We start from the raw sequence: 20187 nt of genomic DNA on the forward strand, positions 1-20187 counted from the left end.
TCAGCTCCGCTTGATCGCGAAGGAATTGACGTATTCGGCGGGCTTCGCCGGGTCGAACACCTTCCCCATCACCGAGAACGACTTCATGGTGGTGGCGGGTGGGGTGAGGCCCATCTCCTTCATCACCTTGGCGGCGTCGGTGGCGAGGAACACCTCGTTGGCGACCTTGGTGTAGTCCACATCGCCCTTGATCTGCCCCCAGCGCTTCATCTGGGTCAGCATCCACACGGCGAAGGAATCCCAGGGGAAGGGATCGAAATCGACGCGCTTGGGGTCATCCTTGATGTTGCCGAGACCGTCCGCGTACTTGCCCACCAGCACCTGCTCCAGAACGATCGGCGGGGCGTTGAGATAGGCGGCCGGCGCGATGGCTTCGGCGATGGCCTTGCGGTTTTCCGCCTTCGAGGCATAGCCGGTGGCATCCACGATGGCCCGCAGCAGCGCCGCGTAGGTGTTCGGCATTGTGGCGATGAATTCCTTGCTGGCCGCGAAGGAGCAGCAGGGATGCCCGTCCCACATGGTCTTGGACAGGGAATGGATGAAGCCCACGCCATCGAACACCGCGCGCTGGGCCACGTTGTCCGGCGCTAGGAAGCCGTCGATGTTCTCGGCGCGGAGGTTCGCCACCATCTCCGGCGGAGGCACCACGCGCAGCTGCACGTCGGTGTCCGGGTCGAGGCCGTTCTCCGCCAAGAGGTAGCGCAGCAGGTAGTTGTGCATGGAGAAGTCGTAGGGGATGGCGAACTTCAGCCCCTTCCACGACTTCACGTCCATCTTGTCCTTGTGCTTGATGCCGAGGGTGAAGGACTGGCCGTTGATGTTCTCGATGGCCGCCGCGACGAAGGGGATCGGGTTCGAGCCGAGCCCCTGCGAGATGGCGAGCGGCATGGGCGCCAGCATGTGGGCGGCGTCATATTCCTTGTTGATGGTCTTGTCGCGCACGACCGCCCAGCCGGCGGTCTTTACCACCTCAACGTTCAGGCCGTGCTTGGTATAGAAGCCCATCGGATGGGCCATGATGATGGGCGTGGCGCAGGTGATGGGGATGAACCCGACCTTGAGGTCGGTCTTCTCTGGCTTGCCGGTCTGGGCGAACGCCTCGGTGGCGGCGTCGAGCGGGAAGAAGGTGGCGAGGGCCGCCGCCGCGGTCGAGGTGCCCACGGCCTTCAGGAAGGCACGGCGCTTCAGGTCGTTGGGGAACAGCGCCCGCATGAGGCCGGAGGCGACCACCTCCTTGTAGCGCGCCTCGTCGGAGAGCGTCGCAGCCCGCTCCGCCGCCGCATGCTCCTCCGCGCTCGCGTGCCGCCCGCACAGGCAGCGGCGCAGCGTGGACTTCAGCGAGAACGGGTTGGAAAACATCGACATCAGGGCTCTCCGTGAGGGCTTGCGATGGACCGGACGATCGTGACGCTGGGATAGGGCAATGCCCGTGCCACGCTCACCCGGGGACGGGGATCGGTGGCGGGGTGGCGAGCGCCTTGCGCGCCAGCATGTGGCTTTTCGGATCGTTGACGGAGGCAACCGCGACGAGGCGATCCCCCGCGAAGTACCTGACGCAGAAGCGTGCCGCGGCGACGTCGCCCTCGCATTCGGTGCGGTCGTGCCCGTCGAGAAGGCCGGCGATCTGCAGCTTCACATCATACTGATCGGACCAGAACCAGGGGATCGGATCGTATGCAACTGCCCCACCACTGATCGCTTTTGCAGCAGCCTTGGCCTGATCGATCGCATTCTGCACGGATTCGAGGCGAACTCGTCGGCCGTAGAGCTTACTCGGGAAGTTGGCCACGTCTCCGGCAGCATAGATGTCGGGCACGCTGGTGCGGGTCGCCTCATCCACACGGATGCCGTTCTCCATGGCGAGACCAGCCTCCGCCGCGATTTCGCCGTTCGGCACCGCGCCGACAGCGGAGAGCACGAGATCGGCCGACAGCACCCGCCCATCGGCGAGTTCCACGCCCGTCACGCCGTCCGTGCCCAGAATGCGGGCGACGCCGGTGCCCGTGAGGATGGTGACGCCGTGGCCCTCGTGCAGCACGCGGGCGAATTCCGAGATGGTGGTGCAGGCGACCCGGGCGAGAAGCCGCGGCGCACCCTCCACCACGGTGACATCGAGCCCGAGCGTCCGCGCCTTGGCCGCCGTCTCCAGCCCGATATAGCCGCCGCCGATGATGACCAGCCGCGCGCCCGGAAGAGCGGCGGCGCGGAAGTGCTTCACATCGTCGATGCTGCGGATGGAGAAGACCCCGGGCAGCTCCGCACCGGGCACAGGCAGCGCGCGGGCGCGGGTGCCGGTGGCGATCAGCAGCGCGCCGTAGGTGAGGCGGGCGCCGTCGGAAAGCTCCACCTCCTTGCCCACCGGAAAGATGCGGGCGACGCGGGTCGAGAGCCGCATCTCGGCGCCGGCCTCGGCATAGAAGGCGGGCGCCTTCAGCTCCAGCCGGTCCTCGGTCATCTCACCGCCGAGATAGGCCTTGGAGAGCGGCGGGCGCTGGTAAGGCAGATAGGGCTCGTCGCCGATGACGATGATGGGCATGCCATAGCCCTCGGCCTTGAGGGAGGTGACAGCCTGCGCCGCCGCCTGCCCGGCCCCGATGATGACGAGCGGCGCGCTCACGACAGATGCTCCCGCGCCACGTCTTCCTGCGCGACGCCAAGCGCGGCGGCGACGAACAGCAGCCGGTCCTGGCCGAAATACATCTGGCCGTTCACGAAATAGGTGGGCGAGCCGAACACGCCCGCCTCGATGGCCGCGGCGGTGTTGCGCGCGATCTTGTCGGCGGCCTCGACGCTGTCGGAGACGGTGGCGAGCTTCTCGCCATCCAGCCCCACCTCGTTGGCCAGGCGGACAAGGTTGTCCCGCTCGGAAATCTGGATGTCCCGCGCCCATACGGCTGAAAGGCAACCGCCGATGAGGTCGGCGGGGTCGATGCCCTCGAGCTGCGCCGCCGCGATGAGGCGGCAGGCGGGCAGCGTATCCGTGGGCCAGAACTTCGGCTCGGTGTTGATCGGGATGCCGCGCACCTTGGCCCAGCGCACGATGTCTTGCTTGCGATAGGCGTTGCGCTGGGGCGACTGCTTCGCCGGGGCGGTGGAGCCGCCCTCGGCGAAGACCTTCAGGATGTCGACGGGACGCCACAGAATGTCCGCGCCCGCCGCGCGCGCGATCTCGCGCAGGCGGCCGTGCCCCAGATAGGCATATCCGGACTGGGGGCTGAAATAGCAGATGATCTCGGGCACGGCGGGGCTCCTTTGGCTCGGTTCAGCCGAGGGCCGCGGCCGGATGCCCCTCCTCGATGGGGAGCGACGGATCGCGCGACCACTCGTTCCAGGAGCCAAAATACATCTTCACGTCCTTCACCCCCGCCTCTTTCAGCGCGAGGAAGGTGTTCGAGGCCCGCGCCCCTTTGAAGCAGTAGAGATAGACGGAGGTCTCCGGCGAAATGCCCACGGTGGCGCACTCGGCGAGGATCTCGGCCGAGGACTTGAAGCGCGGCCCTTCGGCGGTCGGCTTCATCATGCGGTACCATTCGATCCACTTGGCGCCGGGGATGCGTCCCTTGCGGGGGCAGAAGTCCTTGCCATAGGGCGAGGAGCTTTCGCCAATCCACTCGTCCACATCGCGCACGTCGAGCTTGGCGACGGCCGGATCCTCCACCGCCTTCAGCATGGCGGCGGCATCGATGATGAGTTCACCGGCCGCCGGGTCCACCGGGAAGGTGGCGGCCTTGGGCTCGGGCACATCCGTCGAGACGGGAAGGCCCGCCGCACTCCAGGCGGCGAACCCGCCGTGCAGCACCTTCACCTTCGGATAGCCGAGGAAGGTGAGCAGGAAATAGCCACGGCAGGACTGGCCGAAGCCCGAATTCATCGACTGCTCGTAGATCACCGCCGTCTCCTTGCCGGAGAGGCCGGCCTTGCCGAAGGCGTCGGCGAATTTTTGCCGAAGCTCGGCGTAGCCCTCGGGCGTCGAGGTGGCGAGGAAGGTGAAGATCTCATGGAGATTCACCGCACCGGGGATGTGGCCGGCGGCGTAGCTGCCCGGATCGCGGGTATCGATGACGACGGTGGGCTCGGACAGGATCAGGGTCGACAGGTCGGGCGGCGAAATCAGGATTGCGCTCATGGTGATCCCCTCTGGTGGGTCGGATCTTGCGGGTCGCAAGGACACGTCTTCGGAAGGCAACGGGGGCTTTTGCCCCTCATGTTTTGAAACGGGCGGAGGTCAGGCCGGCATCTGGTCCAGCATCAGCTTCAGTTGCTTGGTGGCAGGCGTGACGATGGCGACGAAATAGGCCTCGCGCAGGCGCCGCTGGCAGCGGGAGGCCCGCACATAGCCGCGGGCGCCGCAGTGGAGCATGGCGTTGTGGGCGGCCTCGACGCTCTTTTCGCCGGCCAGAAGGCGGGCGGAGACGACGCGGCGCCAGTAGTCCGGGCTCGCCTCGAACGGCGTCTCGGCGAGGGCGTTCACCTCCGCCTCCGTGGCGGCCAGCGTCTCGGCCATCTGGTCGGGCTGGACGTCGAGGTAGCGGTTCACGTGGCCGAGGGGCTCCTCGACCTCGCGCATCATGGCGATGCAGTCGCGGATGAGGCCGATGGCCATTCCGGCCTGCAGCAGGATGAAGCCGGCCCGCATCTTCTTCACGAACGACATGGCGTCGTGCGCCAGCACCATGTCGTCGGGAATGAACAGGTCGCGCACCTGCACGCCATAGGTGCCGGTGCCGTCCATTCCGAGGAAGGGCTCGCAGGGCTTCAGCGTCACGGCCGGCTCGGCACAATCGATGATCGCCATCACCGGCGCGGCGCCGTCCACGGCGAAGATGCAGCCGAAGAAATGGTCGGGGCCGAGATTGGACACCCACGGCAGGATGCCCTTCACCTTGTAGCCGCCCTCCACGCGCGTACCCTTCAGCTTCAGAGTCTCGATGCCGAAGAAGGACTTCATGGGATTGGACAAAGCGGTGCCGCCAAGCACGTGGCCAGTGGCGACGGCAGCGAGATACTTGGCGCGCGGCGCCGCGTTCTCGGAATTGATGAGGTACCAGACCAGCGTGTTCTGGCACCAGGCCATGAAGCCCGTCGCGGCGCAGACCTCGGACATGCGCGACATGCCCTCGATGGCATTGCCCAGCCGGTGGTCCTGGGAGAGATGCAGCCGGAACGCGCCGGCATCGGCGAAGCGATGCAGCAGCGTCGCGGGGTAGGTGCCCTCGTCGATGGCCCGCGCCCAGGCGGAAAGGTCGGTCCGCGCGATCTTGCCGATCTCGTCCAGCGCGATGCCGGCATCGAGATCGACCGCAGCGGGGTCGTGCGGCGACAGGGCAGTGACGGCGGCGTGCACGGGCATCGACATGACGATCCTCGACGGGGAGAGGGCGGGAGCCTGCCCGGCACACGCCGGGCAGGGATGCGGCCGCGGGCGGCCGGGCGTCCGGAGCGGGCTTGCTCAGCCGAGCGCCACCTCGAGGTTCACCGGGCGCACGAAGGTGTTGGCCACGGGCGACCACTTGGTGACGTGGGAGATGAGTGCCTCAACCTCTTCCTTCGGCACGCCGTCGCACTCCATGTCGACCTTCACGCGCACGTCGGTGAAGCCGACCGGCTTCTCGCTCACGTCGCCCGTGCCCCACACGGCGGTGATGTTGAGATCGCCTTCGAGCTGGAGCTCGAGCTTGCGCACGGTCCAGCCGCGATGCACCGCATTGGCGTGGAGGCCCACGGCGAGGCAGGAGCCGAGCGCGGCGAGGGACGCCTCGGACGGGTTGGGGGCCGTGTCGTCGCCGAGCAGGCCCGGGGGCTCGTCGACGATGTAGGGCTCGAGATTGCGGATGTAGTTGGCGTGGCGGAAGCGGCCTTCGGCGACGGTCTTGCACTTCAGGGTCTTGATGACCTTGGGGTCCGCCTTGCCGGCCGCAATCAGCTTGGCGAGGCCTTCCTTGTCGATGGGCGCAAGGCAGCCCGTGGTCGCTTCTGGCGCGAGGCAGCCGGTCAGTGCGGTCTGGGGCGCAGTCATCAGGATCTCCTTGGGTCGTGTAGACAGACCGTTCTGTCTTATGCACGCCCTATGCCAGATCCGCCGATCGAGGCAGCGGACTGGAGGAGAACTGCATTTCCTCATGAGAAATAAGGAGCTGTGGGAAGAAGGGACGCGGCTTGTCCGGCACGGTTCGTGCCTGTAGAAAACAGACAGGTCTGTCTCAGTGCTCGCGAAAACGGCACATTGGTGAGAAGCGATGCAGCAAGCGAAGGCAATCCGCCCCAAGGCCAATCCCCACGCCGCACCGGACGCCGGGGAGGCGGAGCCGAAGGCGCGCGAACGCATCCTCCAGGCTGCGACGCGGCTGTTCTGCCAGTACGGCATCAACGCGGTGGGCGTGGATGCCGTGGTGGCCGAGGCCGCGACCGCCAAGGCGACCCTTTACAAGTCCTTCGGCTCCAAGGAGCGGCTGGTGGAGGCGGTGCTGGAGCGCGAGGGCGCAGCGTGGCGCGACTGGTTTCTCGGCGAACTGCTGAAAGGCGAGGCAACCGCGCAGATGCGCCTGCGCCGCATCTTCCCGGTGCTGCGGGAATGGTTCGGCGACGCCCGCTTCTTCGGCTGCCCCTTCATCAATGCGGTGGCGGAACACGACAAGGCCGACGACCGCATGCGCCAGATCGCCCTTGCCCATAAGAAAGTCGTGCTGGAGACCATCACCCGCCTCGCGTCGGAGGCCGGCGCGCGCGACCCCAACGGCGCCGCCCACCAGCTGGGCGTCTTGATCGACGGCGCCATCGTCGCCGCCATGATTACGAAGGACGCCAACGTTGCCCTTCTGGCGGGCCAGACGGCCGACCTGCTGCTCTCGGGCATGGCGGCCGAAGCGGCCTGACGAGCGCCTCTCCGCTCCCGCTCACGCTCCATGCGTCCAGAGCGTGAGACGGCTCCCTCCCCCTGCGAAATGCGCAGTCTCCCGCGCTTGACGCTCCGCCCCACGGCGTCCGAAAACGCGGTAACAGCATCGGGAGGAAAAGATGCAGATCCGCGCCGCCGTCCTGCGCACGTCTCCGGTCAACAAGCCTTATGCGGACACGCGTCCGCTCTCGATTGAAACGGTTCAGCTCGCGCCGCCGCAGGCCGGCGAAGTGCTCATCAAGGTGGCGGCGGCTGGCCTGTGCCATTCCGACCTGTCGGTCATCAACGGCGACCGCCCGCGCCAGCTCCCCATGGTGCTCGGCCACGAGGCGGCAGGCGTGGTGGTGGAGACCGGCCCGGGCGTCGATGATCTCCATGCCGGCGACCATGTGGTGATGAGCTTCGTGCCCACCTGCGGCACCTGCCCCTCCTGCATGGAAGGCCGCGCCCAATTGTGCGGACCGGGACAGGCCTCCAACGGCGCAGGCACCCTGCTCGGCGGCGGGCGGCGGCTGAAGTGCGACGACGGCACCGACATCTACCACCTCTGCGGCATCGCCGGTTATGGCGAGTATGCGGTGGTCTCGCGCCGCTCCATCATCAAGATCGACAAGGAGATGTCGCTGATCGACGCGGCCCTGTTCGGCTGCGCGGTGATGACGGGCGTCGGCACCGTGGTGAACACGGCCGGCGTGCGCCCGGGCCAGAGTGTCGCCGTGGTCGGCCTCGGCGGCGTCGGCCTCTCGGCGGTGATGGGCGCGGTGGCGGCGGGTGCCGACCAGATTGTTGCCCTCGACCTCTCGCCGTCCAAGCTCGATCTCGCCCGCCAGCTCGGCGCGACGGATACCTTCCTCGCCAGCGACGCGGACATCGTGGAGGCGGTGAAGGAGGCGACCCACGGCGGCGTGGACCACGCCATCGAGATGGCCGGCTCCGCCCCCGCCTTCGAGCTCGCCTACAAGATCACCCGCCGGGGCGGCACCACCACCACGGGCGGCCTCGCCAATCCCAACGCCCGCATCTCGCTGCCGCCGGTGCATCTCGTCGCCGAGGAACGCACCATCAAGGGCAGCTACATGGGCAGTTGCGTACCGCCGCGCGACATTCCGCGCTTCATGGCGCTCTACAAGCGCGGCAAGCTGCCGGTGAACCGCCTGCTCTCCTCCACCGGGCCGCTCGACACCATCAACGAGAATTTCGACCGCCTCGACCGTGGCGAAGTGGTGCGGCACGTCATCGTTTACTGACCGCAAAGGGGCCGCGGCGGCGCGGCCCCTTTCCTTCCGCGGCGGATCGCCTAATCTGCCGCGGGTTCCCGAGGAGAAGTCATGCGCGTCGCCATCCGTCTCGCCGCCGTCGCCGCGCTGGCCATTGCCGTCTCCGGCTGCGACAAGTGCGGCAACTGGTTCGGCCAGGGCACGCCGGTGGGCAAGCCCGGCGCGTGCCAGTCTTCGACCCCGCGCTGATCCGCCCTTTTACCCCGCCGCTTCCTTGCATCGGCGGGGCTCCGCCGCTATAAGCGCGCCTTCGCTTTCGGCATGCGCCCCCCTGGAGGCGTGCCGCAGGGCGAAATCGCGCGTCCATACGGATGCGGCGATGGAAACTCGAAAATCAGGACAAGTGCCATGACTGCCATCAAGGAACTGAAGGCTGTGGCGCGCCCGCGGGCCGGCAAGGGGGCCGCCCGTGCCGAGCGCCGCGCCGGGCGTGTGCCCGCCGTGATCTACGGCGAGAAGCAGGACCCCATCACGATCTCGCTCGACTTCATCGAGATCAACAAGATCATCTATGCCGGCCACTTCCTCACCACCCTGTTCGAGGTTGACGTGGACGGCACCAAGCACCGCGTCATCCCGCGCGACTACCAGCTGGACGTGGTGAAGGACTTCCCCCTCCACGTGGACTTCCTGCGCGTCTCCAAGGGCGCGACCGTGACGGTCGAAGTTCCGGTGCACTTCGTGAAGCAGGAAGCCTCCCCGGCGCTCAAGGCCGGCGGCACCCTGAACGTGGTTGCCCACACCGTCGAGCTCGAGTGCGATGCGGAGAACATCCCCGCCGCCATCGAGGTCGACCTCACCGGAGCGGAATTCGGCGACGCCTTCCACCTGTCCGCTCTCAAGCTGCCGGCTGGCTCCAGCTGGGCCGGCCAGGGCGATGACACCCTCGCCACCATCGTCGCCCCGGTGGGCGCCGAGGAGGAACCGGCGGCGGAAGAGCCCAAGGCCTGAGCTGATCGCTGACCATCCCGGGCGCCGCGCTTTCTTCAAAGCCGCGGCGCCCCGTTTTCCGGGCCGGAGATCCGCCTCATGTTCCTGTTCGCAGGGCTCGGCAATCCCGGCCCGAAATATGCCGGCAACCGGCACAATGTCGGCTTCATGGCGCTCGATGCCATCTGCCGCCGCCACCGCCTCGGGCCGCTGAGGCGCCGCTTCCAGGCCGCCGCGGCGGAAGGCGAGATCGCCGGCGAGAAGGTCATCGCGCTTTTCCCCGAGACCTTCATGAACGAGAGCGGCCGGGCTGTCGCCGAGGCCCAGCGCTTCTACAAGATCCCCCTCGACCACATCTTCGTCTTCCATGACGAGCTGGACCTGCCCCCCGCCAAGCTGCGGATCAAGAAGGGCGGCGGCAATGCCGGCCACAACGGTCTGAGGTCCATCACCGCCCAGTGCGGCAACGATTACTGGCGCGTCCGTCTCGGCATCGGCCATCCCGGCGACAAGGCGCTGGTGCATGCCTACGTGCTCAACGACTTCGCCAAGTCGGAGAAGGGCTGGGTGGATGCCGTGAGCGACGCCTGCGCCGATTTCGCCGAACTGCTGGTGAAGCAGCGCCCGGATGAGTTCCAGAACCGCGCCCATCTCTTCCTGGAAGCCCAGGGCTTCGGCGAGCAGAAACGGGTCGGCGAGAAGGGCTGAGGCCCCGCCTACGACCATGGCGCAAGCTTCGGCGGGTTGCGCACACGCGGCCCGAGGGGCTATGCGATCCCCCAACGGCCGCAGCGCGGCCTGATCCTTTTCTTCCATCCTGCAGCCGCACCGGCGGGCGGGTGCAACTCCGGGCTTTCCATGGGCTTCAAATGCGGCATCGTCGGGCTTCCCAACGTGGGCAAGTCCACCCTCTTCAACGCGCTCACCCAGACGGCGGCGGCGCAGGCGGCGAATTATCCGTTCTGCACCATCGAGCCTAACGTGGGTGACGTCGCGGTGCCCGATCCGCGCCTCGACACGCTGGCGGAGATCGCCGGCTCCGGCGCCATCATCCCCACCCGCCTCACCTTCGTGGACATCGCCGGCCTCGTGCGCGGCGCCTCCAAGGGCGAGGGTCTCGGCAACCAGTTCCTCGCCAACATCCGCGAGTGCGACGCCATCGCCCATGTGGTGCGCTGCTTCGAGGATGGGGACGTGACCCATGTGGAAGGCAAGATCGCGCCGGTCAACGACATCGAGACCATCGAGACCGAGCTGATGCTCGCCGACCTCGAGAGCCTCGAGAAGCGCCTGCCGACGCTGGAGAAGAAGGCCAAGGGCGGCACCGACAAGGAAGCCAAGGAAACCCTCGACCTCGTCATGCGCGCCCTCGTCCTGCTGCGCGAGGGCAAGCCCGCCCGCCTCGCCGAGGTGAAGCCGGAAGAAAAGAAGCTTTTCAACCAGCTGGGCCTGCTCTCCGCCAAGCCGGTGCTTTATGTGTGCAACGTTGAGGAAGGCTCCGCGAAGGAGGGCAACGCTCTCTCCGCCGAAGTCTTCAAGCGCGCCGCCGAGGAAGGCGCCAAGGCGGTGGTCGTCTCCGCCAAGATCGAGAGCGAGATCGCGGTGCTGCCGCCCGACGAGCAGAAGGAATATCTGGAGGCCATCGACCTCGACGAGCCGGGCCTCAACCGCGTCATCCGCGCCGGCTACGAGCTGCTCCAGCTGCTCACCTATTTCACCGTCGGCCCGAAGGAAGCGCGGGCCTGGACCATCACCGCCGGCACCAAGGCCCCGGCGGCGGCGGGCGTGATCCATACGGATTTCGAGAAGGGCTTCATCCGCGCCGAAACGGTCGCCTACGACGACTACGTGAAGTTCAAGGGCGAGGCCGGCGCGCGCGAGGGCGGCCGGTTCCGGCTGGAAGGCAAGGACTATGTGGTCGCCGACGGCGACGTGCTGCACTTCCGCTTCGCCAACTGAGGCTGCGTGATGGTCGGGGCCGGGCCGCAGTTACTCGGCCGCTTCACCTTCACGGCCGAGGAGATCGTGCGCTTCGCGCGCGCCTACGATCCCCAGCCCTTCCATGTGGATGCGGAGGCGGCCGCCGCCTCCCCCTTCGGCACCCTCATCGCCTCGGGCTGGCACACGGTCTCAACATGGATGGGCCTGTTCGTGCGCGCCCATGGCGCGGCGGTTGAAGCCCTGCCCGCCGACCACGCCGCGGTGATCGCGCCCGTGGGCGTCGGCTTCGGCCTGACCGACCTCAAATGGCTGGCCCCCGTGCGCGCCGGCGACACCATCACCTTCTTCACCGAAATCCTCGACGCCCGCCCCAGCGGCAGCCGCCCCGGCTGGACGATCTACCACCGCACCGGCAGCGCCCGGCGGGAGGATGGGACCGAGGTGATGCGCTTCCAGCTGAGGCATCTGGCGCCGGACACGGCTCTACCTAATGAGTGCCGCTGACCGCACTTAGGCTCCGCCCTAAAGAAAATGTCGCCGTAGATTAGGCCCGCCTCCCTTGTGCCTGCCAAGTTTGCCGTGTAGATTCCCCAGACTCGAAGCTGGGCGGAAGTGCACATGTCAACTCAGGCGGACGCGATCCGCGCTCTTAATCGGCGACTTTTAGACGACCTTGAAGTCGATCTCGCTGGCGTCGTCGAGAGGGAGGACAACGCGCGGCGCGCGCTTACCGCCGCGGCCGAAGCTCGCGCGGAAATCGAACGCAAGCGCAGCCTTATTGTCGAAGTCGAGAAATTGCAGTTAGCTGCACTAGGGGAGAGCCCGTTAGGCGAAGCCCTTACGCAAACGCACCGGATCAGCTCCCGCCCCAAACGAGCGCGGATTGGTCCACAGCGATACGCAATCCTGAAAGCTTTGCAAGTCTACGGCGCGCTTTCCATTCCTGAGATCGAACGCCTGACTAAGCTCGTCTCTAAGCGCATTCGGGACCAGCTAAGGGATGATGCGCTTGATGGCATCGTCACTCCCGATGCGAGTACCGACGAGCGATACTCTCTAAGTGATCAAGGCGATGAGCTATTGAACCGCTTTGAGGCTTACCGCCAAGCCAAGGGCATTCCGTTGCCGAGCGCGGATGATGCGCACCGGATCGACGATTCTGACAGCCAAGGAGAAGATGATGACTTTACGGAAGAAACTCCCTCTGGATCGGCGGTCTAGCCGGGGGGAGTAGCCGGATCAGGTGTTCGAGCACCTGATCCGGCTTTGACCGCGAAACTTATCCCCCTGCTCGGGTTCTAAGTTACACGTGCTTGACGCATACCAAGAATCGCACGGGTCGATGCCGAATTCAAGGCAGGGGGCTTTTTCCATTACCCAATGGAGGCTCCCGTGAGCTTGCGTGATCATTTTCCGTGTTCCTACTCGAAGGCGTGCCACGTTCTCTGGGCTGTCAATGTTATGGGATGGTCTCAAACGAAAGCAGCGGTGGTGCTCGAACTTAACTGCGGCACCGTCAATCATATCGTCAAAGGACGTCGGTTCCCGGAAGCGGTCCCCTTGCCGCTCCCCGGCTGGCATTGAAAGCACGAGAAGCCCGCTTCATAGCGGGCTTCTTCAATACGACGGTCATCCCCACGCCCAGCTTGACGTTTGCGTTATCCTCGCCTTCCATCGGCCTCCAACGACAGGGAGGCCGCCTTGCCCGACATCTTCTTCGAAGATTTCATCATCGGTGAGGTGAAGACGTTCGGCTCGCACAAGGTCACCGAGGAGGAGATCCTCGCCTTTGCACGGGAGTTCGATCCCCAGCCCATGCACCTCGATGCGGCGGCCGGCAAGGCGTCCCTGCTCGGGGGGCTCGCGGCCTCCGGCTGGCATTCCTGCGCCATCATGATGCGGCTCATCTGCGACGGCTTCCTGCTGCGCACCGCCGGCCAGGGCTCGCCCGGCGTCACCGAGAACAAGTGGCTCGCGCCCGTCTTCCCCGGCGACGTGCTCACGCTCCGACGCACGGTGCTGGAGAGCCGCACCTCCAAGAGCAAGCCCGACATGGGGCTCGTGACGTTTCGCTTCGAGCTTCTCAAGGCCGACAAGAGCGCCGCGGTAGACCAGACCTGCGTGTGCATGATCGGCCGCCGCAACCCGGGAGCGCGCCTCGCATGATGTATTTCGAGGACGTCGAGGTGGGTGCCACGGCCGCGCTGGGCAACCACTCCTTCACCGAGGCGGAGATGCTGGCGTTCGCCCGGCTCTACGATCCCCAGCCGTTCCATGTGGACCCCGAGGCGGCCCGGCGCAGCCCGTTCGGCGCGCTGGTGGCCTCCGGCTGGCACACCGCCGCCATGTGGATGAAGTGCTTCGTCGCCTCCAACATGGCGCTACCCAGGGAGGCCTCGAAGCCCGGCGAGGACAGCGTGCCGGGCGGCGGCTCCTTCGGCCCAGCCTCCGGCTTCACCAAGCTGCGCTGGGTGAAGCCGGTCTATGCGGGCGATACCATCTCGTTCGCCACCGAGGTGCGGGACAAGATCACCATCAAGTCCCGGCCCCAATGGGGCTTCCTGCGCACCTACAATTCCGGCATCAACCAGCACGGGGATCTCGTCATCGACTTCGAGAGCACCGTGCTGATGCGCCGCCGGCCCTGAGGCGCGTCAGCCCTCCAATTCCTCTTTCAGGATTTCGAGGCGCAGCCATTCCTCCTCCGCCGCGTCGAGGGCCGCCTGCGTCTCTCCAAGCGCGGCCGAGGCCTTGTCGAAGCGCGCCGGGTCGCGGGCGTAGAGCGCGGGATCAGCGATCTCGGCAGCGAGCTTCTCCAGCTTCGCCCGCAGGTCGTCCATGGTCTTGGGCAGCGTCTTGAGCGCGTGCTGCTCGTGGAAGGAGAGCCGGCGCTTCGCCCCGGCTGGCGACGCCTTGCCGGCCTCCGGCTTCGGCTCCGCCCCGGCCTTCCCCTTGGCAGAGCTGGCGCCCTTGTCCCGCGCCTCCACGCCGCGGCCGCGCTGGGCCAGCATGTCCGAATAGCCGCCGGCATATTCGCGGAACGCGCCCTCCCCTTCCGCCATGATGACGCTGGAGACGGTGCGGTCGAGGAAGTCGCGATCGTGGCTGACGAGGATGACGGTTCCGGGATAGTCCGCGACCATCTCCTGCAGCAGGTCGAGGGTTTCGAGATCGAGGTCGTTGGTGGGCTCGTCCAGCACCAGCACGTTGGAGGGCAGCGCCAGCGCCCGTGCCAGCATCAGCCGGCCGCGCTCGCCGCCGGAGAGCACGAAGAGCGGCGCGTTGGCCTGCTCGGGGGTGAACAGGAAGTCCTTGAGGTAGCCCATCACATGCTTGGGCACCCCGCCCACCTGCACCTGGTCGGAGCCGCCGCCGGTAAGCGCATCGCGCAGGGTGGTGCCGGGATCGAGCGCCGCGCGCTTCTGGTCCAGGCTCGCGACTTCGAGGTTGGTGCCGAGCTTCACCGTGCCCGAATCGGGGGCAAGTTCGCCGGTGAGCAGCTTGATGAGGGTGGTCTTGCCGGCGCCGTTGGGGCCGATGATGCCGATGCGATCACCGCGCAGGATGCGGGTGGAGAAATCCTTCACCACCGACCGGTCGCCGAACGCCTTGGCGATGTGCTTCGCCTCGATGACCAGCTTGCCCGAGGCCTCGGCCTCGCTCACCGCCAGCTTGACGTTGCCGACGGCGCGGCGCTCCTCGCGCCGGTCCTTGCGCATGGAGTGCAGCAGGCCGAGCCGGCGCACGTTGCGCTTGCGGCGGGCGGTGACGCCGTAGCGCAGCCAGTCCAGTTCCGCGACGATCTTGCGGTCGAGCTTGTGGCGCTCCGTCTCTTCCTGCTCCAGCACTTCGTCGCGCCACGCCTCGAAGGCGCCGAACCCCTGCTCCAGCCGCCGGGTCTGGCCACGGTCGAGCCACACGGTGGCGCGGGAAAGCGTTTCGAGGAAGCGCCGGTCATGGCTGATGAGCACCATGGCGGACTTAAGGCCCCTCAGCTCGCTTTCCAGCCATTCGATGGCCGGCAGGTCGAGATGGTTGGTGGGCTCATCCAGCAGAAGCACGTCCGGCTCCGGCGCGATGACGCGCGCCAGAGCGGCCCGGCGGGCCTCGCCGCCGGAGAGGTGAGCGGGGTCTTCCTGTCCGGTCAGGCCCAACTCGGTGAGAAGATATTGGGCGCGATAGGCATCGTCGCCAGGCCCGAGACCGGCCTCCACATAGGCGAGCGTCGTCGCATAGCCGGAAAAATCCGGCTCCTGCGGCAGATAGCGCACCGTGGCGCCGGGCTGGAAAAAGCGCGTGCCGGAATCCGGCTCGATGAGCCCCGCCGCCACCTTCAGCAGCGTGGACTTGCCCGAGCCGTTGCGGCCGACAAGGCACACCCGCTCGCCCGCCGACACGGAAAGCTCCGCACCGTCGAGCAGAGGGGTGGCGCCGAAGCGCAGATGGATGTCCTGGAGGAAAACGAGCGGAGGAGCCATGGAGCCGGATTAAAGCCCTCTGCCCCGGAACGCAAAGCCCGTTCGCACGGCGCCTGCCTTCGCGGCCCGCTCGTTCCTCGCACGACACGGCGACGCGACCGCTGCCGGGACTATTCCGGCAGCGCGCGCAGTCCCGCCATCAATGTACGGTGGAAGATCCGTTCAGCTTGGACATCTGGTCCTTGAGAACCAGCTTCTTGCGCTTCAGCTCGGCGACACGAAGAGGATCCGAGGCGGGGCTGTTCATTTCGCGGCTGAGCTCCTGCTCGATGGCCGCGTGACGCCGCTTCAGCTCCTGAAGGTGCGACTGGATGGACATTCTGAGCCACTCCCTGTCTGCAACACGACATCAGTCTGTCACGGAGCCGACGAAGAGTCGACCGCCTTGTGGACCGTCTTTCCGCCCCTCCGGCGACCTCCCATCTTGCGGCGCGGCAAGCCCATGCCATAGTCATTCCAGATGGGGGCGAGCGGGCGGCGGACCCGCGCGCCGGTGACAGGACCGGGCATGACGAGCGACGAGGAACGGGATCTCAAGGTCCACCTGGAGCGCCTGAAGCAGGAGCATCGCGATCTCGATGCGGCGATCGAGGCGCTCACCAGCGTGTCGGGATCGGACGTGCTGCAGATCCAGCGGCTCAAGAAGCGCAAGCTGCAACTGAAGGACCGCATCGGCCAGATCGAGGACGAATTGTTCCCCGATATCATCGCCTGAGCGGACGCGCCTGGCAGAGGCGCGAGGCCGGATCTCCTGAGGAGGCATCCGGTGCGCGGAGGCCGGGCGTGCCCGGTCTCCGGAAAGCGGCAGAACGGCTCAGAGCTGGCCAAGCAGCGCGGCGGCGCCGGAGGCGTCTGCCTTGGAAGGCACGTCCTCCACGTTGAGGGTCTTCACCACGCCGTCCTCGACCACCATCGAATAGCGCTTGGAGCGCACGCCGAGACCGGCGGCCGAGCCGTCGAAGGTGAGGTCGAGCGCGGTCGCGAAGGAGGCGTCGGGGTCTGCCAGGAACACGATCTTGCCATCCGCGCCGGACGCCTTTTCCCAGGCGCCCATGACGAAGGGATCGTTCACCGACACCACGGCGATGGCATCCACGCCCTTGGCCTTGATGGCGTCAGCCTCGTGGACGTAGCCCGGCAGATGGTTCTTGTGGCAGGTGGGGGTGAAGGCACCCGGCACCGCGAACAGCACCACCTTCTTGCCCTTGAAGATTTCGTCGGTGGTCTTCGGCACGGGGCCGTCCTCGGTGGGAACACGGAAGGTGGCGTTGGGCAGTTTGTCGCCGACCGAAATGGGCATCGTCTTCTCCACAATTTTGGGCGTTTGCGCCCGCGCCGACAATACGGGCTTTTAATCGCGAGAAAAGCGCCCGCCGCGCGCCCGAGCAGGCGAATTCAGCGCGGCGGAAGCTGCGGCACCTGCACCGTGGTGATGATCGCCTTCGGGCTGTCCACGAGGGTCAGGGTCAGCGGCGTCCCCGAGGGATCGGTGCCAGCGGGCACGCCCTCCAGCGGCAGCTCGAAACGGGCGGCACCATCGGGCAGCATGGTCTTCTGCGGCAGCGGCAGGGCCCAGCGGTCCGGGCCCTCGGCGAAGAGATCGGCCTTGGGATTTTGCGCCTTCACCTCGATGACGAGGCGGGGCGGCTGGGCGCTCGTGTCCAGTTCGATCTTCTGCACGGAGGTCGGCTCGGCAACACCCAGCGGACGTTCCATGGGCAGGGCCGCGCGGGCCGCCGAGATGCGGGACGCCTCTGCGCCCGCGTCTGCGCCAAGCGGTACGGCCAGATCCGCGCGGGCGGGCATGCACAGCGCTTCGCACACCGCGAAATCGAACGCGAGGACGAGCCGCGCCGGCTTGTCCTTGTCCTTCAGCTCCACCTTCAGGGGGAACAGGACCGCCCCCTTGTAGCCGATGGAAAAGCCCCCGCCCCCATCGGCGAAGCGCTTGGGCGCCGGCCATTCCATTTCCACGCGCGCGACGTTCTCCGAGCCGCTCCAGTCCAGAGTCGGCGGCACGCCGCTGTCGCCGGGATAGCGCCAGTAGGTCTTCCAGCCGGGCGCCAGCTTCAGCTCGATGCCCGCGTCCGCCGTCGTGCCCGAGACGGCGCCGGCCATCAGGATCACATCGGCGCCCGGCACCTTCACCGGCGGCGCGCTCGCCGCCTGTGTGGCCAATGGGCAGAGCGTGGCCACAAACGCGACGGCGAGGAGCATGCGGCCAAATGCGCCGGTCGGGGACGGAAGGGCAGGCCGAACCGCCGGCCATGCGCCGCGGGAGCGCAGAGGGGTCGATATCATGGCCTAGCGGGTACCTGCTCGCGGCGCCGACGCAAAGCCCCGGACATCACCCACGGCGCGCACAAGCGTGTGAGCCGCCGTCAGCCCCACCGCCTTGCCGGCCCCCAATGGGACCTCCTGCGATGCAATCCGCATTTCCAAGACGCCCGAACGGCGGTACCCTTTCTCCATGACTGCGAGCCAGAACCACACGATCGAAGGCGGAGGGTCGGGTTTCCTCGATGGGCAGATGCTCATCGCCATGCCGACCATGCGCGACGAGCAGTTCGCCCGCACCCTCGTCTATATGTGCGCCCACTCTCCGGAAGGAGCCATGGGCATCGTGGTGAACCAGCCGGCGAGCCACATCGACTTCACCGACCTCCTCGTCCAGCTTGATGTTGTTCCCGCCTCCGAGCGCATCCTTCTGCCGAAGAGCGCGGGCAGCGTGAAAGTGCTGCGCGGCGGGCCGGTGGAGACCGGGCGTGGCTTCGTGCTGCATTCGGCGGATTATTTCGTCGAGAATTCCACGCTGACCATCGACGACGGCATCTGCCTCACCGCGACGCTGGACATCCTGAAAGCCATCGCCGGCGGGCGCGGACCGCGCAGCGCGGTGCTGGCGCTGGGCTATGCCGGTTGGGCGCCGGGCCAGCTCGAGACCGAGATCCAGGCCAACGGCTGGCTGAACTGCCCGGCCGATCCGGACCTGATTTTCGGCGCGGGCGTGGAGACGAAATACGACAGCGCCCTGCGCAAGCTCGGCATCGTCCCCGGGATGCTCTCCAGCGACGCGGGCCACGCCTGAGCGGTCTTTCGCTCAGGCGCCGCGCGGGCGGAACGTTGCTTCGCTCAGGCGCCGCGCGGGCTTGAGGGGGCGGGCTTAGGGGCGCGTCAGTAGCTGTCGCCCCAGCGGCGCGGGCGGTAGAAGGTGTGCACGCCGATCTTGTCCAGCTTGCGCATTTCCCGCACCCAGCTCGGATGCACCCAGTAGGCGTGATAGTGGGTGGCGCGACCGATGGACGAGAGCCACAGCTTGCCGTCCAGCATGTCGGCGGCGATTTCCTTGGCCTGCACCCACATGTCCGGCTCGCGCACCACGTCCGGCACATCGTCGCAGGCGAAGGTGAACTGGCAGGCGAGGTGCTTGTGGGCGTTCTGGTAGACCGCGCCGCACACGTCCGCCGGGTAATAGCCGGAGAAGACCCGGTTCACGATGACCTGCGCCACCGCGATCTGGCCGCGCTTGGGCTCGCCGCGGCTCTCGAAATAGATGGCTTCCGCCAGGCACTTCTGCGCCCGCGCCAGCTTCTCGCCGCCGAGTTCCAGACGCTGGGCGGGCGAGGGCCAGATGCCGTCGCTGGGCGGCGTCTCCAATGCGACTGTGCTGTCCGGTGAGACCAGGGTCGCCTCGCCTTCGGCGTGCGGCGCCGGATGCGGCACATAGCCATGTTCTGCAAGGGCGGCATACTGGAAGGCGAGGGCCGGGAAGAGCACCGGATCACGGCTGAACACAGCCACCGGGTCCTGATGCGGCACCGGGCCGACCAGGGCCGTACCGCCGCCGAATTCGCTCAGCGCCTCTTCCGGCCCGTCATCCCGCGACAATGCCTCGGCGGCCCGGCGCGCCCGGTCCAGATCGGGGGCAATATCTTCCGCCGCAGCCACGCGGGCGGCGTCCTGAATCAGCGGCAGCTCGAGAAGAATGTCGAGCGCCAGCTCCAGATAGGCGCCGGAGATATCATGGCGGCGCGCCGCCCCGACCGAATCGTGGTCCGAAAGCACGAGCGGCGGAGGAAAAGCAAAGGCGTCATCGTCCGCCGCGCCGGTATCGGCCGGATCGGAGACGGACGGGGTGGCGGAGGCGAGCGCGGGAGACACGAGGTCGGACGGCTCGAGGCCGGTGCCGATCTCATCCCGCGCCACCTCCATCACCGGTTGGCCCGCCACCGCGGCGACGGCTGCGGCTCGGGCGCTTTCTTCCGAGACGGGCGCGAGGGAGGCGGTGACGATGGTGCCGGGTGCGACAACACGGCGCGCCGGCTTCGCAGCCTCGGCCATCGCCTCCTTCGGAACCTCGGGCAGGCCGGTACCGACCGGCTGAGGCAGATCGAGCGTGGCGAGCTTCAGCGCCCGCGCTGAACCCGGCCAGAGGCCGAGCCCGGAACCGGCCGTCAGCCCTTTCGGCGCCCGGCCGGATACGTCGTCAGCCCCCGCCCCGCAAGGCGTTGCGACGATGAAGGCGGTGGCGACGAGAAGCGGCGACAAAGCCCGACCGGCCCTCGGCCATCGATCCCGACAAATTCCCATACGCCAGCCCTTGCCGAGACTTCATGTCCCCAATAGGGCGCCGGACCGTTGCCGGCCGGCGACACGCAAGAGCATT

Annotated in this window: 23 protein-coding genes; 12 read left to right on the forward strand and 11 right to left on the reverse strand. The window is 67.3% G+C overall.

Going from position 1 to position 20187, the window contains the following annotated elements; all coding sequences use genetic code 11:
• The 6 genes from ACT54R_RS07980 to ACT54R_RS08005 form a co-directional block, all read right to left on the reverse strand.
• Entirely contained in the window at positions 1 to 1365 is a 1365-nt protein-coding gene (locus ACT54R_RS07980; RefSeq protein WP_476325179.1) for a CmpA/NrtA family ABC transporter substrate-binding protein, read from the reverse strand.
• Positions 1366 to 1438: 73 nt separating this feature from the next.
• Positions 1439 to 2617 carry an NAD(P)/FAD-dependent oxidoreductase gene (locus ACT54R_RS07985; protein WP_476325181.1) on the reverse strand — a complete coding sequence of 393 codons (1179 nt, stop codon included), beginning with the start codon at positions 2615 to 2617 and terminating at the stop codon, positions 1439 to 1441.
• Positions 2614 to 3240, reverse strand: coding sequence for a DsbA family protein (locus ACT54R_RS07990; protein ID WP_476325183.1), 627 nt, complete (start codon positions 3238 to 3240; stop codon positions 2614 to 2616). The genes ACT54R_RS07985 and ACT54R_RS07990 overlap by 4 nt, the downstream gene beginning before the upstream one ends.
• A 22-nt stretch (positions 3241 to 3262) precedes the next feature.
• Entirely contained in the window at positions 3263 to 4126 is an 864-nt protein-coding gene (locus ACT54R_RS07995; RefSeq protein WP_476325185.1) for a sulfurtransferase, read from the reverse strand.
• Between the two features lie 99 nt (positions 4127 to 4225).
• Entirely contained in the window at positions 4226 to 5356 is a 1131-nt protein-coding gene (locus ACT54R_RS08000; RefSeq protein WP_476325187.1) for an acyl-CoA dehydrogenase family protein, read from the reverse strand.
• A gap of 93 nt (positions 5357 to 5449) precedes the next feature.
• Positions 5450 to 6016 carry an OsmC family protein gene (locus ACT54R_RS08005; RefSeq protein WP_051678987.1) on the reverse strand — a complete coding sequence of 189 codons (567 nt, stop codon included), beginning with the start codon at positions 6014 to 6016 and terminating at the stop codon, positions 5450 to 5452.
• Positions 6017 to 6236: 220 nt separating this feature from the next.
• Between ACT54R_RS08005 and ACT54R_RS08010 the strand changes: the two genes are divergently transcribed.
• The 10 genes from ACT54R_RS08010 (at position 6237) to ACT54R_RS08055 (ending at position 13691) form a co-directional block, all read left to right on the forward strand.
• The gene (locus ACT54R_RS08010; RefSeq protein WP_476325189.1) at positions 6237 to 6872 is read left to right on the forward strand and encodes a TetR/AcrR family transcriptional regulator; all 636 of its coding nucleotides are present in this window, start codon (positions 6237 to 6239) and stop codon (positions 6870 to 6872) included.
• 142 nt (positions 6873 to 7014) lie between these two features.
• Positions 7015 to 8142, forward strand: coding sequence for a zinc-dependent alcohol dehydrogenase family protein (locus ACT54R_RS08015; RefSeq protein ID WP_476325191.1), 1128 nt, complete (start codon positions 7015 to 7017; stop codon positions 8140 to 8142).
• 81 nt (positions 8143 to 8223) lie between these two features.
• Positions 8224 to 8361 carry a hypothetical protein gene (locus ACT54R_RS08020; RefSeq protein ID WP_168462333.1) on the forward strand — a complete coding sequence of 46 codons (138 nt, stop codon included), beginning with the start codon at positions 8224 to 8226 and terminating at the stop codon, positions 8359 to 8361.
• Between the two features lie 159 nt (positions 8362 to 8520).
• On the forward strand, positions 8521 to 9123 hold the full coding sequence (locus tag ACT54R_RS08025; RefSeq protein ID WP_168462332.1) for a 50S ribosomal protein L25/general stress protein Ctc: 603 nt from the start codon (positions 8521 to 8523) through the stop codon (positions 9121 to 9123).
• A gap of 78 nt (positions 9124 to 9201) precedes the next feature.
• A complete protein-coding gene (gene pth / locus ACT54R_RS08030) occupies positions 9202 to 9810 on the forward strand; it encodes an aminoacyl-tRNA hydrolase (protein WP_476325193.1) in 609 nt (202 codons plus the stop codon).
• 150 nt (positions 9811 to 9960) lie between these two features.
• Complete coding sequence (gene ychF, locus ACT54R_RS08035; protein ID WP_476325195.1) at positions 9961 to 11061, forward strand: redox-regulated ATPase YchF; 1101 nt, start codon at positions 9961 to 9963, stop codon at positions 11059 to 11061.
• Positions 11062 to 11070: 9 nt separating this feature from the next.
• Positions 11071 to 11547 carry a MaoC/PaaZ C-terminal domain-containing protein gene (locus tag ACT54R_RS08040; RefSeq protein ID WP_476325197.1) on the forward strand — a complete coding sequence of 159 codons (477 nt, stop codon included), beginning with the start codon at positions 11071 to 11073 and terminating at the stop codon, positions 11545 to 11547.
• Positions 11548 to 11661: 114 nt separating this feature from the next.
• Positions 11662 to 12264 (forward strand): hypothetical protein, encoded by a 603-nt coding sequence (locus ACT54R_RS08045; protein WP_476325199.1) that lies wholly within the window; start codon positions 11662 to 11664, stop codon positions 12262 to 12264.
• Positions 12265 to 12744: 480 nt separating this feature from the next.
• Entirely contained in the window at positions 12745 to 13209 is a 465-nt protein-coding gene (locus ACT54R_RS08050) for a MaoC family dehydratase (protein ID WP_168462326.1), read from the forward strand.
• Complete coding sequence (locus ACT54R_RS08055) at positions 13206 to 13691, forward strand: MaoC family dehydratase (RefSeq protein ID WP_476325202.1); 486 nt, start codon at positions 13206 to 13208, stop codon at positions 13689 to 13691. Before ACT54R_RS08050 ends, ACT54R_RS08055 begins: the two co-directional genes overlap by 4 nt.
• 6 nt (positions 13692 to 13697) lie before the next feature.
• Here ACT54R_RS08055 and ACT54R_RS08060 read toward each other — a convergent pair whose 3' ends face one another.
• Positions 13698 to 15521, reverse strand: a complete 1824-nt coding sequence (locus ACT54R_RS08060) for an ABC-F family ATP-binding cassette domain-containing protein (RefSeq protein ID WP_476325204.1) — start codon at positions 15519 to 15521, stop codon at positions 13698 to 13700.
• Positions 15522 to 15660: 139 nt separating this feature from the next.
• A complete protein-coding gene (locus ACT54R_RS08065) occupies positions 15661 to 15840 on the reverse strand; it encodes a DUF465 domain-containing protein (protein WP_168462323.1) in 180 nt (59 codons plus the stop codon).
• A 189-nt stretch (positions 15841 to 16029) separates the two neighbouring features.
• Between ACT54R_RS08065 and ACT54R_RS08070 the strand changes: the two genes are divergently transcribed.
• Complete coding sequence (locus ACT54R_RS08070; protein ID WP_168462322.1) at positions 16030 to 16236, forward strand: DUF465 domain-containing protein; 207 nt, start codon at positions 16030 to 16032, stop codon at positions 16234 to 16236.
• 99 nt (positions 16237 to 16335) lie between these two features.
• On the opposite strand, the gene ACT54R_RS08075 is transcribed toward ACT54R_RS08070, so the two are convergent.
• Positions 16336 to 16821, reverse strand: coding sequence for a redoxin family protein (locus ACT54R_RS08075; RefSeq protein ID WP_476325207.1), 486 nt, complete (start codon positions 16819 to 16821; stop codon positions 16336 to 16338).
• Positions 16822 to 16916: 95 nt separating this feature from the next.
• A complete protein-coding gene (locus ACT54R_RS08080) occupies positions 16917 to 17738 on the reverse strand; it encodes a protein-disulfide reductase DsbD domain-containing protein (protein WP_476325208.1) in 822 nt (273 codons plus the stop codon).
• A 253-nt stretch (positions 17739 to 17991) separates the two neighbouring features.
• Between ACT54R_RS08080 and ACT54R_RS08085 the strand changes: the two genes are divergently transcribed.
• The gene (locus ACT54R_RS08085) at positions 17992 to 18609 is read left to right on the forward strand and encodes a YqgE/AlgH family protein (RefSeq protein WP_168462319.1); all 618 of its coding nucleotides are present in this window, start codon (positions 17992 to 17994) and stop codon (positions 18607 to 18609) included.
• Between the two features lie 86 nt (positions 18610 to 18695).
• Here the strand turns inward: ACT54R_RS08085 and ACT54R_RS08090 are convergent, their stop codons facing one another.
• Positions 18696 to 20069: a cell wall hydrolase gene (locus tag ACT54R_RS08090; RefSeq protein WP_476325210.1), complete on the reverse strand. Its 1374-nt coding sequence runs from the start codon at positions 20067 to 20069 to the stop codon at positions 18696 to 18698.
• Between the last annotated feature and the right edge of the window lie 118 nt (positions 20070 to 20187).

It is taken from the genome of Xanthobacter sp. DMC47, assembly GCF_056313845.1.

Coding starts and splice junctions, on each gene's coding strand:
- ACT54R_RS08085 (WP_168462319.1), top strand. CDS start 17,992: ATGACTGCGAGCCAGAACCACACGATCGAAGGCGGAGGGTCGGGTTTC.
- ACT54R_RS08065 (WP_168462323.1), bottom strand. CDS start 15,840: ATGTCCATCCAGTCGCACCTTCAGGAGCTGAAGCGGCGTCACGCGGCC.
- ACT54R_RS07980 (WP_476325179.1), bottom strand. CDS start 1,365: ATGTCGATGTTTTCCAACCCGTTCTCGCTGAAGTCCACGCTGCGCCGC.
- ACT54R_RS08045 (WP_476325199.1), top strand. CDS start 11,662: ATGTCAACTCAGGCGGACGCGATCCGCGCTCTTAATCGGCGACTTTTA.
- ACT54R_RS08010 (WP_476325189.1), top strand. CDS start 6,237: ATGCAGCAAGCGAAGGCAATCCGCCCCAAGGCCAATCCCCACGCCGCA.
- ACT54R_RS08020 (WP_168462333.1), top strand. CDS start 8,224: ATGCGCGTCGCCATCCGTCTCGCCGCCGTCGCCGCGCTGGCCATTGCC.
- ACT54R_RS08060 (WP_476325204.1), bottom strand. CDS start 15,521: ATGGCTCCTCCGCTCGTTTTCCTCCAGGACATCCATCTGCGCTTCGGC.
- pth (WP_476325193.1), top strand. CDS start 9,202: ATGTTCCTGTTCGCAGGGCTCGGCAATCCCGGCCCGAAATATGCCGGC.
- ACT54R_RS08075 (WP_476325207.1), bottom strand. CDS start 16,821: ATGCCCATTTCGGTCGGCGACAAACTGCCCAACGCCACCTTCCGTGTT.
- ACT54R_RS08015 (WP_476325191.1), top strand. CDS start 7,015: ATGCAGATCCGCGCCGCCGTCCTGCGCACGTCTCCGGTCAACAAGCCT.
- ACT54R_RS08000 (WP_476325187.1), bottom strand. CDS start 5,356: ATGTCGATGCCCGTGCACGCCGCCGTCACTGCCCTGTCGCCGCACGAC.
- ACT54R_RS08055 (WP_476325202.1), top strand. CDS start 13,206: ATGATGTATTTCGAGGACGTCGAGGTGGGTGCCACGGCCGCGCTGGGC.
- ACT54R_RS08005 (WP_051678987.1), bottom strand. CDS start 6,016: ATGACTGCGCCCCAGACCGCACTGACCGGCTGCCTCGCGCCAGAAGCG.
- ACT54R_RS08070 (WP_168462322.1), top strand. CDS start 16,030: ATGACGAGCGACGAGGAACGGGATCTCAAGGTCCACCTGGAGCGCCTG.
- ACT54R_RS08080 (WP_476325208.1), bottom strand. CDS start 17,738: ATGCTCCTCGCCGTCGCGTTTGTGGCCACGCTCTGCCCATTGGCCACA.
- ychF (WP_476325195.1), top strand. CDS start 9,961: ATGGGCTTCAAATGCGGCATCGTCGGGCTTCCCAACGTGGGCAAGTCC.
- ACT54R_RS07995 (WP_476325185.1), bottom strand. CDS start 4,126: ATGAGCGCAATCCTGATTTCGCCGCCCGACCTGTCGACCCTGATCCTG.
- ACT54R_RS08025 (WP_168462332.1), top strand. CDS start 8,521: ATGACTGCCATCAAGGAACTGAAGGCTGTGGCGCGCCCGCGGGCCGGC.
- ACT54R_RS08040 (WP_476325197.1), top strand. CDS start 11,071: ATGGTCGGGGCCGGGCCGCAGTTACTCGGCCGCTTCACCTTCACGGCC.